General features: G+C 41.4%; 27 protein-coding genes. All 27 read right to left on the bottom strand.

Features of this window, described 5'->3' with window-relative positions; translation table 11 throughout:
- Nucleotides 1-7 precede the first annotated feature (7 nt).
- The gene (rpmJ, locus tag ACWTVK_RS09120) at nucleotides 8-121 is read right to left on the bottom strand and encodes a 50S ribosomal protein L36 (protein WP_004695148.1); all 114 of its coding nucleotides are present in this window, start codon (nucleotides 119-121) and stop codon (nucleotides 8-10) included.
- Nucleotides 122-147: 26 nt separating this feature from the next.
- On the bottom strand, nucleotides 148-366 hold the full coding sequence (gene infA, locus ACWTVK_RS09125; RefSeq protein ID WP_004695147.1) for a translation initiation factor IF-1: 219 nt from the start codon (nucleotides 364-366) through the stop codon (nucleotides 148-150).
- Nucleotides 367-389: 23 nt separating this feature from the next.
- Entirely contained in the window at nucleotides 390-1160 is a 771-nt protein-coding gene (map, locus tag ACWTVK_RS09130; RefSeq protein WP_060923782.1) for a type I methionyl aminopeptidase, read from the bottom strand.
- Nucleotides 1161-1163: 3 nt separating this feature from the next.
- Nucleotides 1164-1727, bottom strand: a complete 564-nt coding sequence (locus ACWTVK_RS09135; RefSeq protein WP_005385513.1) for an adenylate kinase — start codon at nucleotides 1725-1727, stop codon at nucleotides 1164-1166.
- Nucleotides 1728-1739: 12 nt separating this feature from the next.
- Nucleotides 1740-3002 carry a preprotein translocase subunit SecY gene (secY, locus tag ACWTVK_RS09140; protein WP_105084922.1) on the bottom strand — a complete coding sequence of 421 codons (1263 nt, stop codon included), beginning with the start codon at nucleotides 3000-3002 and terminating at the stop codon, nucleotides 1740-1742.
- 1 nt (nucleotide 3003) lies between these two features.
- Complete coding sequence (rplO, locus tag ACWTVK_RS09145; protein WP_060923780.1) at nucleotides 3004-3447, bottom strand: 50S ribosomal protein L15; 444 nt, start codon at nucleotides 3445-3447, stop codon at nucleotides 3004-3006.
- Nucleotides 3448-3469: 22 nt separating this feature from the next.
- Nucleotides 3470-3649 (bottom strand): 50S ribosomal protein L30, encoded by a 180-nt coding sequence (rpmD, locus tag ACWTVK_RS09150; RefSeq protein WP_004695138.1) that lies wholly within the window; start codon nucleotides 3647-3649, stop codon nucleotides 3470-3472.
- A 14-nt stretch (nucleotides 3650-3663) separates the two neighbouring features.
- Complete coding sequence (gene rpsE / locus ACWTVK_RS09155; RefSeq protein WP_004695136.1) at nucleotides 3664-4167, bottom strand: 30S ribosomal protein S5; 504 nt, start codon at nucleotides 4165-4167, stop codon at nucleotides 3664-3666.
- An 18-nt stretch (nucleotides 4168-4185) separates the two neighbouring features.
- Nucleotides 4186-4566 carry a 50S ribosomal protein L18 gene (gene rplR / locus ACWTVK_RS09160; protein WP_050781715.1) on the bottom strand — a complete coding sequence of 127 codons (381 nt, stop codon included), beginning with the start codon at nucleotides 4564-4566 and terminating at the stop codon, nucleotides 4186-4188.
- A 17-nt stretch (nucleotides 4567-4583) separates the two neighbouring features.
- Nucleotides 4584-5129, bottom strand: coding sequence for a 50S ribosomal protein L6 (gene rplF, locus ACWTVK_RS09165; protein WP_039968986.1), 546 nt, complete (start codon nucleotides 5127-5129; stop codon nucleotides 4584-4586).
- Between the two features lie 24 nt (nucleotides 5130-5153).
- Nucleotides 5154-5540: a 30S ribosomal protein S8 gene (rpsH, locus tag ACWTVK_RS09170; protein WP_004695128.1), complete on the bottom strand. Its 387-nt coding sequence runs from the start codon at nucleotides 5538-5540 to the stop codon at nucleotides 5154-5156.
- A gap of 27 nt (nucleotides 5541-5567) precedes the next feature.
- A complete protein-coding gene (rpsN, locus tag ACWTVK_RS09175; RefSeq protein WP_005377140.1) occupies nucleotides 5568-5837 on the bottom strand; it encodes a 30S ribosomal protein S14 in 270 nt (89 codons plus the stop codon).
- A gap of 16 nt (nucleotides 5838-5853) precedes the next feature.
- Complete coding sequence (gene rplE / locus ACWTVK_RS09180; RefSeq protein ID WP_024065152.1) at nucleotides 5854-6393, bottom strand: 50S ribosomal protein L5; 540 nt, start codon at nucleotides 6391-6393, stop codon at nucleotides 5854-5856.
- Between the two features lie 23 nt (nucleotides 6394-6416).
- On the bottom strand, nucleotides 6417-6737 hold the full coding sequence (gene rplX, locus ACWTVK_RS09185) for a 50S ribosomal protein L24 (protein WP_004695118.1): 321 nt from the start codon (nucleotides 6735-6737) through the stop codon (nucleotides 6417-6419).
- A gap of 18 nt (nucleotides 6738-6755) precedes the next feature.
- Nucleotides 6756-7124 (bottom strand): 50S ribosomal protein L14, encoded by a 369-nt coding sequence (gene rplN, locus ACWTVK_RS09190; RefSeq protein WP_005376994.1) that lies wholly within the window; start codon nucleotides 7122-7124, stop codon nucleotides 6756-6758.
- 24 nt (nucleotides 7125-7148) lie between these two features.
- Nucleotides 7149-7409: a 30S ribosomal protein S17 gene (rpsQ, locus tag ACWTVK_RS09195; RefSeq protein ID WP_303940813.1), complete on the bottom strand. Its 261-nt coding sequence runs from the start codon at nucleotides 7407-7409 to the stop codon at nucleotides 7149-7151.
- 39 nt (nucleotides 7410-7448) lie between these two features.
- Complete coding sequence (rpmC, locus tag ACWTVK_RS09200) at nucleotides 7449-7652, bottom strand: 50S ribosomal protein L29 (protein WP_004695115.1); 204 nt, start codon at nucleotides 7650-7652, stop codon at nucleotides 7449-7451.
- Entirely contained in the window at nucleotides 7642-8079 is a 438-nt protein-coding gene (gene rplP, locus ACWTVK_RS09205) for a 50S ribosomal protein L16 (RefSeq protein ID WP_004695114.1), read from the bottom strand. Before rplP ends, rpmC begins: the two co-directional genes overlap by 11 nt.
- On the bottom strand, nucleotides 8079-8744 hold the full coding sequence (gene rpsC, locus ACWTVK_RS09210; protein ID WP_105084923.1) for a 30S ribosomal protein S3: 666 nt from the start codon (nucleotides 8742-8744) through the stop codon (nucleotides 8079-8081). Before rpsC ends, rplP begins: the two co-directional genes overlap by 1 nt.
- A 16-nt stretch (nucleotides 8745-8760) precedes the next feature.
- Nucleotides 8761-9096 (bottom strand): 50S ribosomal protein L22, encoded by a 336-nt coding sequence (gene rplV / locus ACWTVK_RS09215; protein ID WP_004695112.1) that lies wholly within the window; start codon nucleotides 9094-9096, stop codon nucleotides 8761-8763.
- 13 nt (nucleotides 9097-9109) lie between these two features.
- On the bottom strand, nucleotides 9110-9391 hold the full coding sequence (gene rpsS, locus ACWTVK_RS09220; RefSeq protein WP_060923779.1) for a 30S ribosomal protein S19: 282 nt from the start codon (nucleotides 9389-9391) through the stop codon (nucleotides 9110-9112).
- A gap of 23 nt (nucleotides 9392-9414) precedes the next feature.
- Entirely contained in the window at nucleotides 9415-10245 is an 831-nt protein-coding gene (gene rplB / locus ACWTVK_RS09225; RefSeq protein WP_005385496.1) for a 50S ribosomal protein L2, read from the bottom strand.
- Nucleotides 10246-10271: 26 nt separating this feature from the next.
- Nucleotides 10272-10556: a 50S ribosomal protein L23 gene (gene rplW / locus ACWTVK_RS09230; RefSeq protein ID WP_004695108.1), complete on the bottom strand. Its 285-nt coding sequence runs from the start codon at nucleotides 10554-10556 to the stop codon at nucleotides 10272-10274.
- Nucleotides 10556-11179, bottom strand: coding sequence for a 50S ribosomal protein L4 (rplD, locus tag ACWTVK_RS09235; protein WP_005377066.1), 624 nt, complete (start codon nucleotides 11177-11179; stop codon nucleotides 10556-10558). Before rplD ends, rplW begins: the two co-directional genes overlap by 1 nt.
- A 26-nt stretch (nucleotides 11180-11205) precedes the next feature.
- Nucleotides 11206-11847, bottom strand: a complete 642-nt coding sequence (rplC, locus tag ACWTVK_RS09240) for a 50S ribosomal protein L3 (protein WP_004695102.1) — start codon at nucleotides 11845-11847, stop codon at nucleotides 11206-11208.
- A gap of 12 nt (nucleotides 11848-11859) precedes the next feature.
- Nucleotides 11860-12171, bottom strand: a complete 312-nt coding sequence (gene rpsJ / locus ACWTVK_RS09245) for a 30S ribosomal protein S10 (RefSeq protein WP_004695100.1) — start codon at nucleotides 12169-12171, stop codon at nucleotides 11860-11862.
- Nucleotides 12172-12351: 180 nt separating this feature from the next.
- Nucleotides 12352-12483, bottom strand: a 132-nt coding sequence (locus tag ACWTVK_RS09250; protein WP_456046614.1) for an EF-Tu C-terminal domain-related protein, incomplete at its 5' end; no start/stop codon positions are given.

Here is a 12483-nt window from a genome sequence, read left to right on the forward strand (position 1 = left end):
TATCAGATTATCCTTGTTTTTGTTTATGTTTTGGATTTTCGCAAATAACCATTACACGGCCTTTGCGTTTAATGATTTTACATTTTTCGCATATCTTTTTAACTGATGGTTGAACCTTCATTAGTACCTCCTTTGTGGACCCTATGCTTATTTGAAGCGATAGGTGATGCGACCACGATTTAAGTCATACGGTGTCAGTTCCATAGTAACTTTATCACCAGGAAGAATACGGATAAAATTCATACGCATTTTACCTGACACATGAGCCAATACGATATGACCATTTTCCAATTCAACTTGGAACATGGCATTCGGTAAAGCCTCAACTACCGTACCTTCCACCTCAATAACGTCTTCTTTTGACATATCTTTTCCTCCGGTTACCTGTTTTATTTAATTAACCGCGGTTCATCACGCATGGTTAATATTTCAGGGCCGTTTTCTGTAACAACCACTGTATGTTCGAAATGAGCAGCAGGTTTACCATCTACGGTAACTGCTGTCCAGTCATCCCCTAATACACGAACACGATGCGTACCTAGAGTAATCATCGGTTCGATACACAATACCATACCAGGTTTCATAAGAGGTCCTTGATCAGGACTACCATAGTTTGGTATTTGCGGATCTTCATGCATTTCGCGGCCTAAACCATGACCTACGAAGTCGCGAACGACACCGTAACCATGTTTCTCACAATACGTTTGAACAGCATGACCGATAGCACCGATACGGTTGCCAACTTTCACTTGTTCAATTCCCTTGAACAGACTTTCTTCTGTAACTTTTAACAATTTCATCACATCAGGTTTGACGTGACCGATAGGAATCGTCACAGCCGAATCGCCGTGATATCCATCAATAGATGATACAAGATCAATACTGAGGACATCACCGTTTTTAAGCTTACGCTTAGCGCTCGGAATACCATGAACAACTTCATCATTGATAGAAGCACAGATTGTAGCAGGGAATCCATAGTACCCTTTACAACTTGGTATACCACCGTGGCTGCGAATATATTCTTCGGCAATTGTATCTAACTCAAGCGTCGTGATGCCAGGTTTAGCCTTTTCTACTAACAAGGACAACGTGTCTGCTGTAAGCTTACTTGCCTTGCGGATACATTCAATTTCATGGGGCGATTTCAAAATAATCATGGATTATTTCTCCAAAGCCTTAATGATGTCAGCAAATACTGCGTCTACATCTTGTAAACCATTAATTTCTTCATATAAACCGCTATTGCGATAGTAGTCGATTAAAGGTTTAGTAGATTCTTCGTACACAGCTAGACGTTTCTGTACTGTTTCAGGGTTATCATCAGCACGATTTTCTAGAACAGCTCGTTCGCTAATACGTTTAACTAATTCCTCGGAAGGAACGTTTAAGTTAAGTACAGCGTCCAAAGAAATTCCTAATTCTTTAAGGATTGCATCCAAGGATACAGCTTGCGCTGTAGTTCTTGGGAATCCATCAAGAATAAATCCAGATTTGCAGTCATCTTTCACCAAGCGATCACGTACGATACCAACAGTTACACTGTCTGGTACCAATTGACCAGCATCGATGTATTTCTTAGCCTCAACTCCAAGAGGTGTTTCGTTCTTAATCGCAGCGCGGAACATATCACCTGTTGAAATTTGGGGAATACCGTATTTTTCAATAAGTCGAGCTGCCTGAGTGCCTTTACCAGCACCAGGAGGTCCCATTAATAGAATATACATATTGTTTCCCTCCTATTTCACAAAGCCTTTATAGTGGCGTGTTACCATGAGCGACTCAATTTGTTGCATTGTATCAAGCGCTACACCTACAACGATGAGAAGAGCCGTACCACCAAAGTATACGCCTTGGACGCCGGTAATGCTACCGAGGAAATTCGGTATAATAGCAACGACAGCTAAGAATACAGCGCCAGCCAAAGTGATCTTGGTCATCACGTTATCCACATAATCAGCAGTTGGTTTACCCGCACGAATACCTGGGATAAAACCACCGTATTTTTTCATATTATCTGCCATATCTGTAATGTTGATAGAGATTGCAGTATAGAAATACGTAAAGATAAAAATCAATAATGCATACAATGCCGTTTGTAACGGCGTACCCCATGTAAAGAGATCCGCAGCTTTATGAACATATTCATTGTCAATAAATTGCGCAATCGTCACAGGGAACATCAACACAGATGACGCAAAGATAATTGGGATTACACCTGCCTGATTAACTTTCAACGGCAAGAATGTAGAGTGACCACCGTACATTTTACGACCTACTACGCGTTTAGCATATTGAATCGGAATACGACGTTGGCCTTGTGTAACTGCAACTACGACAGCAATCATCGCAAGAGCAATTACAGCAAATAAGAATGCTTGGAACATATTAATTGTTCCGTTTTGGATATATTGATAAATAGTTTCTAAACCATCAGGTAATCGAGCTACGATACCAGCAAAGATGATCAAGGAAATACCATTACCTATACCATATGCTGTGATTTGTTCACCAATCCACATCAACAAGCATGTGCCTGCTGTTAGGATGATGGCCACAACGAATACACTAAGGAAATCATTATTTACCAAAGCGTTGTTTGCTCTAAGAGCAAATGCCATGCCTGCGGCTTGTACAAAGCCGAGAACTACGGTGCCATAACGAGTTACCTTCGCTATTTTCTTACGCCCGTCTTCACCATCTTTACTCCATGCTTCAAACTGAGGAACCACAGCCTGAAGCAGTTGCATGATGATGGAAGCATTGATGTAAGGTGTAATACTCATCGCAAAGATAGAGAACTTACTAAGCGCACCACCAGCAAACAAGTCTAATAGACCGAATAGGTTACCGGATGTAAACAAGGATTCGATAACAGATGCATCAACACCTGGAACAGGAATGTGAATACCAGCTCTAAAGATGGCAAACATCATTAATGTATAAAGAATCTTATTACGTAGTTCGGTAATCTTAAAGATGTTCGAGAGGCTATCTAGCACCCTAGATCACCTCTACTTTTCCGCCTGCTGCTGTAATTTTTTCTTCAGCAGATTTAGTGAAGCCATTAGCGATAACAGTTAAGTTTTTAGTTTCCAATGTACCGTTACCTAAAATACGAATGCCATCGCGTACATTTTTCAAAATGCCAGCTTCAATAAGAGCTACTGGATCAACTGTTGCACCGTCTTCAAAACGGTTCAATTGTTCTACGTTAACTTCAGCATATTGTTTAGCAAAAACGTTGTTGAAACCACGTTTTGGTAAACGACGATAAAGAGGCATTTGGCCGCCTTCAAAACCGGAGCGAACGCCACCGCCAGAACGGGAGTTTTGACCTTTTTGACCACGACCAGATGTTTTACCCAAGCCAGAACCTAAACCACGGCCTACACGAGTACGAGCTTTTTTGGAACCAGCAGCTGGTTGTAATTCATGAAGTTTCATTCAGTGCACCTCCTTATCAGTATTAAACTTCTTCAACTTTTACTAAATGTCTAACTTTGTGAAGCATACCTTCGATTTGAGGTGTTACTTCTTTTACAACTTGAGAATTAGTTTTTTTCAAGCCCAAAGCTTTAACTGTCGCGCGTTGATCTTCAGGACGACCGATTAAGCTTCTTGTTAATGTTACTTTAACTTGTGCCATTTCTTGTCTCCTTATTACGCGTTATAAATTTCTTCAACGGTTTTACCACGAAGTTCTGCAACTTCGCTAGCGCGTTTCAAATCTTTCAAACCTTCGATAGTAGCACGAACCATATTGTTAGGGTTAGAAGAGCCCAAAGATTTAGTCAAGATGTTACGAACACCTACTAATTCCAATACGGCACGAACAGGGCCACCAGCGATAACGCCAGTACCTTCAGCAGCTGGTTTCAAGAATACGCGGCCTGCGCCGAATACGCCTGTTACGCTGTGAGGGATTGTACCATTTTTAATTGCTACGTTTACAATATTTTTCTTAGCATCATCAATACCTTTGCGAATTGCTTCTGGTACTTCCGCTGCTTTACCTAAGCCAACGCCTACATAACCGTTGCCATCACCAACAACTACAAGAGCGCTGAAGGAAAAACGACGACCGCCTTTAACTACTTTGGCTACGCGGTTGATGAATACTACTCTTTCTTTAAGATCAAGACTGGTGTAGTCAATTCTCGCCATGTCTATAGTTCCTCCTTCTTAGAATTTTAAGCCTGCTTCACGAGCACCTTCTGCAAGGGCTGCTACGCGGCCGTGGTAAATGTAACCACCACGGTCAAACACTACTGTGTCAATGCCTTTAGCGATAGCTTTTTTAGCAACTGCTTCACCAACAGCTTTAGCAGCAGCTACGTTACCACCATAGGACAAGTTCAAATCTTTATCTAAAGAGCTAGCAGCTACCAAAGTTGTACCTGCTACGTCATCGATAACTTGAGCATAGATGTTGCCTAAAGAACGGAATACGTTCAAACGTGGGCAAGTTGCCGTACCAGAGATGTGACGGCGAATACGAAGATGACGTTTTGCTCGAGCGATGTTTCTACTAGATTTACGAGGCAAGATATTCACTCCTTTCATTCATATAGATGATATTACTATTTACCTTTTGCACCAGCTTTACCAGCTTTACGACGAACAACTTCGCCTTCATAGCGGATACCTTTACCTTTGTAAGGTTCTGGTTTTCTCCATTTACGGATATCAGCTGCTACTGCGCCTACAACTTCTTTGTCTGCACCAGAAACAACGATTTTGTTAGGAGCTGGAACTTCAATTGTAATACCAGCTGGAGCTTCCATTTCTACTGGATGAGAGAAGCCAAGTGTAAGAGCTAATTTATTGCCTTGTTTAGCCGCTCTGTAACCAACACCGTTGATTTCAAGAGTTTTTGTGAATCCTTCAGATACGCCTGTTACCATATTAGCAACAAGAGCGCGAGTCAAACCGTGAAGGGAACGATGAGCTTTATTGTCGGAAGGACGAGCTACTGTAATTGTGTTACCTTCAACAGTGATATTCATATCTGGATGCAAATCGCGAGATAATTCACCTTTAGGACCTTTTACGTTCATATGATGGTTATCATATGTAACAGTAACGCCTGCAGGGATCTCGATAGGCATTCTACCGATACGTGACATTATTTCTACCTCCTATTGCTACTATTACCAAACGTATGCGATTACTTCGCCACCAAGACCTTCTTTACGAGCTTGTTTGTCGCTCATAACGCCTTTGGATGTAGAAATAACTGCGATACCCAAACCACCAAGTACACGAGGAAGTTCTTCCTTTTTCGCGTAAACACGTAAACCAGGTTTGGAAATACGTTTAATTCCTGTAATAACTTTTTCGTTATTGGAACCATATTTCAAAGTTACTTTTAAAGTGTTTTCTTCTTTTTCTACGTTCTTTACGAAACCTTCTTGTAAAAGGATGTCAAGAACAGCTGCTTTCATTCTAGATGCAGGAATGTTTACCGTTTCATGAAGTGCAGCATTTGCATTACGGATGCGCGTAAGCATATCCGCGATAGGATCGGTCATTACCATAATCTAAAAACCTCCTCTCGTCTAATATTACCAGCTGGCTTTTTTAACACCAGGAATTTGTCCTTTGTACGCCAATTCACGGAACGCAATACGGCTGATACCGAATTTGCGCATATAGCCGTGAGGACGACCAGTTAAGTTGCAACGGTTGTGTAAGCGTGTTGGGGATGCATTTGCTGGTAATTTGGACAAGCCTTCATAATCACCTGCTGCTTTTAACGCTGCACGTTTAGCTGCATATTTTTCAACGATTTTAGCGCGTTTCTTTTCGCGTTCAATCATAGATTTTTTAGCCATCTATATGTTCCTCCTATTATTTTTCAAAAGGCATACCGAATTGAGTCAACAATTCACGAGCTTCTTCATCTGTTTTAGCAGTTGTTACTACGATGATATCCATACCAGTAACACGTTCTACTTGATCATATTCGATCTCAGGGAAGATGAGCTGTTCTTTAAGACCCAAAGCGTAGTTACCACGGCCATCAAATGCTGTTGCGCTGATACCGCGGAAGTCACGTACACGAGGTAATGCCGCATTGATCAATTTGTCGAGGAATTCATACATGCGTTCGCCACGAAGAGTAACTTTTGTACCCAACGCCATACCTTCACGAACTTTGAAGTTCGCAATGGATTTTTTTGCTTTTGTGATTACAGGTTTTTGACCAGCGATGATAGTCAAATCATTAACTGCTGCTTCCAATGCTTTTGCATTGCCTACTGCATCACCAACGCCGATGTTGATAACGATTTTTTCCAATTTAGGGATTTCCATAACGTTGCCGTATTGGAATTTTTCTTGCAAACTCTTTTTAATTTCAGAGTTGTATTGTTCAAATAAACGAGACATTTATTTAGCTCCTCCTTTCCTGATTATTTAAGTACTGTACCAGATTTAACTGTAGCGCGAACGAATTTACCGTCTTTGCCTTCAACTTTTTTGATACGAGTAGCTGTTTTAGTTTCTGGGTCAACAACCATTACGTTAGAAACATGGATACCAGCTTCTTTAGTAACGATGCCGCCTTGTGGGTTAGCTTGAGAAGGTTTTGTGTGACGTTTTACAGTGTTAACGCCTTCAACAAATACGCGTTCTTTTTTAGGTTCAGTTGCAATTACTGTACCTTGCTTACCTTTATCTTTACCGGAGATAACAACAACTGTATCGCCTTTTTTGATTTGTAGTTTAGCCATATGCTGCGTTCCTCCTTCTTATAATACTTCTGGAGCCAAGGAAACAATTTTCATGAAGTCTTTTTCACGAAGTTCTCTTGCTACAGGTCCGAAGATACGAGTACCACGAGGGGTTTTATCTTCTTTAATAACTACTGCTGCGTTTTCATCGAAACGAATATAGGAACCGTCTTGACGGCGGATACCTTTTTTAGAACGAACAATAACAGCTTTAACTACGTCGCCTTTCTTGACAACGCCACCGGGTGATGCATCTTTTACAGAAGCAACGATTACGTCACCGATATTGCCGAATTTGCGATAAGAACCGCCCATGACTTGGATACACATAATACGTTTTGCACCAGTGTTGTCGGCAACATTCAAAATTGTTTGTTGCTGGATCATCGTCTATTCCTCCTTACATCACTCTTATTTTTGTCTTTCAAGAATTTCAACAACTCTCCAACATTTATCTTTAGAAAGTGGACGAGTTTCTACAATTTTAACTGTATCGCCAATTAAACACTCATTGTTTTCATCATGAGCTTTGAAGCGTTTAGTGCTAACCATTGGCTTGTTATATAATGCGTGAGGTACTTTACGTTCTACAGCAACAACAACAGTTTTATTCATTTTGTCGCTAACAACTTTACCTACGCGGACTTTACGTACGTTTCTTTCTTCTGCCACGATTTTAAGCCTCCTTTTCAACCTTTAACAAATCTGTTATTATGCGTTTTCAGATTTAAGTTCAACTTCACGTTGTACAGTTTTAATACGAGCGATTGTCTTCTTAACTTCACGAATGCGCATAGGATTTTCTAATTGACCTGTTGCAAGCTGAAAACGGAGGTTAAATAACTCTTCCTTAAGACCGGAAACTTTTTGTTCCATTTCGGCAGCGCTCATATTGCGAATGTCATTAACCTTCATTTACGTCACCACCCAATTCTTTACCCTTAACAACAAATTTGCATTTGATTGGAAGTTTATGGCTTGCAAGACGCATAGCTTCACGAGCTGTAGCTTCTGGCACACCGTCCATTTCAAACATTACACGACCTGGTTTAACTACTGCTACCCAGTATTCAGGAGAACCTTTACCGGAACCCATACGAGTACCAGCTGGTTTAGCTGTGATTGGTTTGTCAGGGAAAATTTTAATCCATACTTTACCACCACGTTTGATATAACGAGTCATAGCAATACGGGCAGCTTCGATTTGACGGTTAGTGATCCAAGATGGTTCGCATGCTACCAAGCCGAACTCACCATGAGACACTGTATTACCGCGCATAGCACGACCTTTCATACGGCCGCGGAATTGCTTACGATGTTTTACGCGCTTTGGAATAAGCATTACTTGCCACCTTCTTCCTTCTTAGCAGGTTGTTTTGCTTCTGGCAAAACTTCACCTTTGTAAATCCATACTTTAATGCCGATACAACCATATGTTGTATGAGCTTCAGCAGTACCGTAGTCGATGTCTGCACGAAGTGTATGCAAAGGAATAGAACCTTCACGGTAGGATTCGCTACGAGCGATTTCAGCGCCACCAAGACGACCACTTACCATGATTTTAATACCTTTTGCACCTAAGCGCATTGTACGACCTACAGCTTGTTTCATTGCACGACGGAAACCGATACGGCGTTCCAATTGGCTAGCAATGTTTTCAGCAACCAAGATTGCATCCATGTCTGCTTGTTTAATTTCTGCGATGTTAACGTCCACTTGTTTGTCAGTGAAACGAGTCATTGCTTTTTTGATATCTTCGATACCAGCACCACCACGACCGATAACCATACCTGGTTTTGCAGTGTGGATAGTCAATTTAATACGTTTATTTGTACGCTCGATTTCAATGCGGGAAATACCAGCAATGAAAAGGGTTTCTTTCAAGAAGTTACGAATTTTTACGTCTTCATGAAGATTAGCAGCGAAATCTTTATCTGCATACCATTTTGCGTCCCAATCTTTTACGATACCGACACGCAAACCGTGTGGATTAACTTTTTGACCCACTCTGTTTCCCTCCTTCTTAAGCTCTTTCTTTAACTACTACTGTTACATGGCTAGTGCGTTTCAAAATTTTGAAAGCTTGACCACGGGAACGAGGATGAATGCGTTTTAATGTAGGGCCTTGATCAACGAAGATCTCGGATACGTAAAGATTGTCAACATTCATATCGAAATTATGTTCAGCGTTTGCGATTGCAGAACGCATAACTTTTTCTACTACATCAGCGCCAACTTTCGGAGTGAACTTCAAGATGGCAAATGCTTCGCCGATGTTTTTACCGCGCACTAAATCTGCAACGATACGGATTTTACGAGGCGCGATTCGGATATGTCTAGCGATTGCTTTTGCTTCCATGTATTATTTCCTCCTATTTTTTGCCTGTAGATTTTTCGTCCTTACCATGACCTTTAAAAGTACGTGTAGGAGCGAACTCACCTAATTTATGACCTACCATATCTTCTGTAATGAATACAGGTACATGTTTGCGACCATCATGCACAGCAATTGTGTGGCCTACAAAACTTGGGATAATAGTAGAGGCACGGGACCAGGTTTTTACAACTTTCTTTTCGTTAGTTTCGTTTAAAGCTTCAACTTTCTTAAGCAAATGATCTGCTACGAAAGGGCCTTTTTTAATAGATCTGGACACTATTTTATCTCCTTTCCTTTATCCTATTTTGTACGACGTTTAATGATTAAGCTGTTAGAAGCTTTTTTCTTGTCGCGAGTTTTAACACCATGTGCTGGTTTGCCCCAAGGTGTAACAGGATGTTTACGACCAACAGGAGATTTACCTTCACCACCACCATGTGGATGGTCACAAGGGTTCATTACAACACCACGGTTGCCAGGGCGAACGCCCATCCAACGATGACGACCAGCTTTACCAATTACAAGGTTGCTGTGGTCAGCGTTACCAACAACACCTACTGTTGCACGGCACTCTTGACGAACACGACGCATTTCACCAGATGGTAAACGAAGAATAGCATAGCCATTATCTTTACCCATCAATTGAGCAGATGTACCAGCGGAACGAACGATTTGGCCACCTTTACCGATTTTCAATTCGATATTGTGGATTTGTGTACCGTCTGGAATATTAGCCAATGGTAAGCAGTTACCAGGTTTAATATCGGACTCAGGACCGGAGAATACAACGTCACCAACTTTTAGACCGTTAGGAGCTAAAATGTAGCGTTTTTCACCATCAGCGTAGTTAAGCAAAGCGATACGAGAAGAACGGTTAGGATCATACTCGATTGTTGCTACTTTAGCTGGAATATTATCTTTAGTACGTTTGAAGTCAATAATACGATATTGACGTTTATGACCGCCACCTTGGTGACGAACTGTCATTTTACCAGTATTGTTACGACCACCTTTTTGAGAAATCTTAGCTAGCAAAGATTTTTCTGGTTTGCTTGCTGTGATTTCGTCGAAGGCGGATACTGTCATAAACCGGCGACCAGCGGAGTACGGTTTAAATGATTTAATTGCCATTAGTGGGCCTCCTTACAACTAGACTCTTAGACACCTTCAAAGAATTCAATGGATTCGCCAGCTTTCAAAGTAACGATAGCTTTTTTGTAATCGCTGCGTTTACCTTGTGTACGACCCATGCGTTTAGTTTTGCCTAAAACACGAATAGTAGCTACTTTTTCTACTTTTACATTGAAGATTTTTTCAACTGCTTGACGGATTTGCACTTTATTTGCAGTCAAAGGCACACGGAAAGTGTATTTGCCTTCTTCCATAAGCATAGTGGATTTTTCGGTAATAACCGGGCGGATTAGTACATCATGTAATTGCATTATCCAAGTACCTCCTCGATTTTTGCGACAGCACCTTTAGTAATGAAGAGCTTATCGTAATGAAGAAGATCGAAAATGTTCATACCTTCGCAAGCCAATGCTTTAACACCTTGGATATTGCGAGCGGAACGTTCAACATTTACATCACCTTCTGTGATGAACAATACTTTTGCATCACCAACGTTGAAGCTATTGATAATGTTCAACACTTCTTTAGTTTTAGGAGCTGCTAATGTGATTTCTTCCAAAACGTATAATTCGCTATTATTCACTTTATCGCTAAGAGCAGATTTAACTGCCAAACGTCTAGCCTTACGAGGCATAGCTTTGTAATAGCTGCGAGGTTGTGGACCAAATGTAGTACCGCCACCAATCCAGATTGGAGAACGGCTGGAACCGGAACGTGCACGACCAGTACCTTTTTGTTTCCAAGGTTTACGGCCACCGCCACGAACCATACCTCTAGTTTTTGTTGCATGTGTGCCGAGACGTTCGTTAGACAATTGACGAACTACGGCTTGATGCATAACGGCTTCGTTTACTTCAACGCCGAATACTGCATCGTTTAACTGTATTTCACCGACTTTAACGCCGGATTGATTATATGTTGCTACTGTAGGCATTACATAATCCTCCTTTCGACAAATGATTATTTAACAGGTTTAACCGTGTTGCGAACCATAACCAAGCTACCTTTAGCGCCTGGGATACCACCTTTAACCAATAAAAGGTTACGTTCAGCATCAACTTTCACAACGGATAAGCGTTGTACGGTAACTCTGTAACCACCCATTTGTCCAGGGAGTTTTTTACCTTTGTATACCTTACCGCCGCCACCGGAGATCATAGGACCGATGGAACCAGGTTCACGGTGAGATTTGGAACCATGAGTTTCAGGACCACGGGAGAAGTTATGGCGTTTAATTGTGCCAGCAAAACCCTTACCTTTACCTGTACCCACTACGTCCACCAATTCACCTTCTGCGAAGATATCAGCTGCCAGAGTTTGGCCTACTGTGTAGTCAGCTGCATTAGCTACGCGAACTTCGCGAAGATATTTAACTGGAGCTACGCCAGCTTTGTCGAACTGACCTTTTACAGGTTTTGTTAAATGTTTTTCTTTAATGGAACCGTAACCAATTTGTACTGCTTCGTAGCCGTCAGTTTCAACAGTCTTAACGCGCACTACAACGCTTGGGGTAGTTTCCACTACTGTTACAGGAACTAATTGGCCTTCTGCTGTGAAGACTTGAGTCATTCCTAATTTTTTACCCAAAATAGCTTTAGACATTATCGCACCTCCTTATAGTTTTATTTCAATAGATACACCAGCTGGTAAATCTAAACGAGTGATAGCATCTACTGTTTTCGAATTTGGTTCAAGAATATCGATTAAGCGTTTATGTGTACGCATTTCGAATTGTTCACGAGAATCTTTGTTTACGTGTACAGAACGAAGAATTGTGAAGATATTCTTTTCTGTTGGCAATGGAATCGGACCAGATACCATAGCGCCATTTCTTTTTGCAGTGTCTACGATCTTAGCAGCGCTTTGATCGAGAGCTTTGTGGTCGTATGCCTTAAGGCGAATACGGATTTTTTGCTGTTTAGCCATTATTAATAATTCCTCCTGTCGTCCATTTCGTGAATGGGCTGCTCCATAGAAATTCTCCTCCGCAGAGGCAACCTTCTACTTCATAGTTTAAAAACACAACACTAGAGCGGCATTACTGCCGCTCTGAATGCTGCATGTATTGTGCCCAACGCATCACTACGATGAGCATAAAAGGTTAAATTAACCTTCGATTTCAGTTACAACGCCAGCGCCTACTGTATGGCCACCTTCGCGAATCGCGAAGCGAAGACCTTCTTCGATAGCGATTGGAGTGATCAATTCGATATCCATTGTTACGTTATCGCCAGGCAT

Source organism: Veillonella sp. Ser01 (assembly GCF_053850375.1).

Bases quoted from the DNA above. Each gene is read 5' to 3' on its own strand.
- rpmJ (WP_004695148.1), bottom strand. From the start codon at position 121: ATGAAGGTTCAACCATCAGTTAAAAAGATATGCGAAAAATGTAAAATC.
- infA (WP_004695147.1), bottom strand. From the start codon at position 366: ATGTCAAAAGAAGACGTTATTGAGGTGGAAGGTACGGTAGTTGAGGCT.
- map (WP_060923782.1), bottom strand. From the start codon at position 1,160: ATGATTATTTTGAAATCGCCCCATGAAATTGAATGTATCCGCAAGGCA.
- ACWTVK_RS09135 (WP_005385513.1), bottom strand. From the start codon at position 1,727: ATGTATATTCTATTAATGGGACCTCCTGGTGCTGGTAAAGGCACTCAG.
- rplO (WP_060923780.1), bottom strand. From the start codon at position 3,447: ATGAAACTTCATGAATTACAACCAGCTGCTGGTTCCAAAAAAGCTCGT.
- rpmD (WP_004695138.1), bottom strand. From the start codon at position 3,649: ATGGCACAAGTTAAAGTAACATTAACAAGAAGCTTAATCGGTCGTCCT.
- rpsE (WP_004695136.1), bottom strand. From the start codon at position 4,167: ATGGCGAGAATTGACTACACCAGTCTTGATCTTAAAGAAAGAGTAGTA.
- rplR (WP_050781715.1), bottom strand. From the start codon at position 4,566: ATGAAAGGAGTGAATATCTTGCCTCGTAAATCTAGTAGAAACATCGCT.
- rplF (WP_039968986.1), bottom strand. From the start codon at position 5,129: ATGTCACGTATCGGTAGAATGCCTATCGAGATCCCTGCAGGCGTTACT.
- rpsH (WP_004695128.1), bottom strand. From the start codon at position 5,540: ATGGTAATGACCGATCCTATCGCGGATATGCTTACGCGCATCCGTAAT.
- rpsN (WP_005377140.1), bottom strand. From the start codon at position 5,837: ATGGCTAAAAAATCTATGATTGAACGCGAAAAGAAACGCGCTAAAATC.
- rplE (WP_024065152.1), bottom strand. From the start codon at position 6,393: ATGTCTCGTTTATTTGAACAATACAACTCTGAAATTAAAAAGAGTTTG.
- rplX (WP_004695118.1), bottom strand. From the start codon at position 6,737: ATGGCTAAACTACAAATCAAAAAAGGCGATACAGTTGTTGTTATCTCC.
- rplN (WP_005376994.1), bottom strand. From the start codon at position 7,124: ATGATCCAGCAACAAACAATTTTGAATGTTGCCGACAACACTGGTGCA.
- rpmC (WP_004695115.1), bottom strand. From the start codon at position 7,652: ATGAAGGTTAATGACATTCGCAATATGAGCGCTGCCGAAATGGAACAA.
- rplP (WP_004695114.1), bottom strand. From the start codon at position 8,079: ATGCTTATTCCAAAGCGCGTAAAACATCGTAAGCAATTCCGCGGCCGT.
- rplV (WP_004695112.1), bottom strand. From the start codon at position 9,096: ATGGAAGCAAAAGCAATCGCTAGACATATCCGAATCGCGCCTCGTAAA.
- rplB (WP_005385496.1), bottom strand. From the start codon at position 10,245: ATGGCAATTAAATCATTTAAACCGTACTCCGCTGGTCGCCGGTTTATG.
- rplW (WP_004695108.1), bottom strand. From the start codon at position 10,556: ATGCAATTACATGATGTACTAATCCGCCCGGTTATTACCGAAAAATCC.
- rplD (WP_005377066.1), bottom strand. From the start codon at position 11,179: ATGCCTACAGTAGCAACATATAATCAATCCGGCGTTAAAGTCGGTGAA.
- rplC (WP_004695102.1), bottom strand. From the start codon at position 11,847: ATGTCTAAAGCTATTTTGGGTAAAAAATTAGGAATGACTCAAGTCTTC.
- rpsJ (WP_004695100.1), bottom strand. From the start codon at position 12,171: ATGGCTAAACAGCAAAAAATCCGTATTCGCCTTAAGGCATACGACCAC.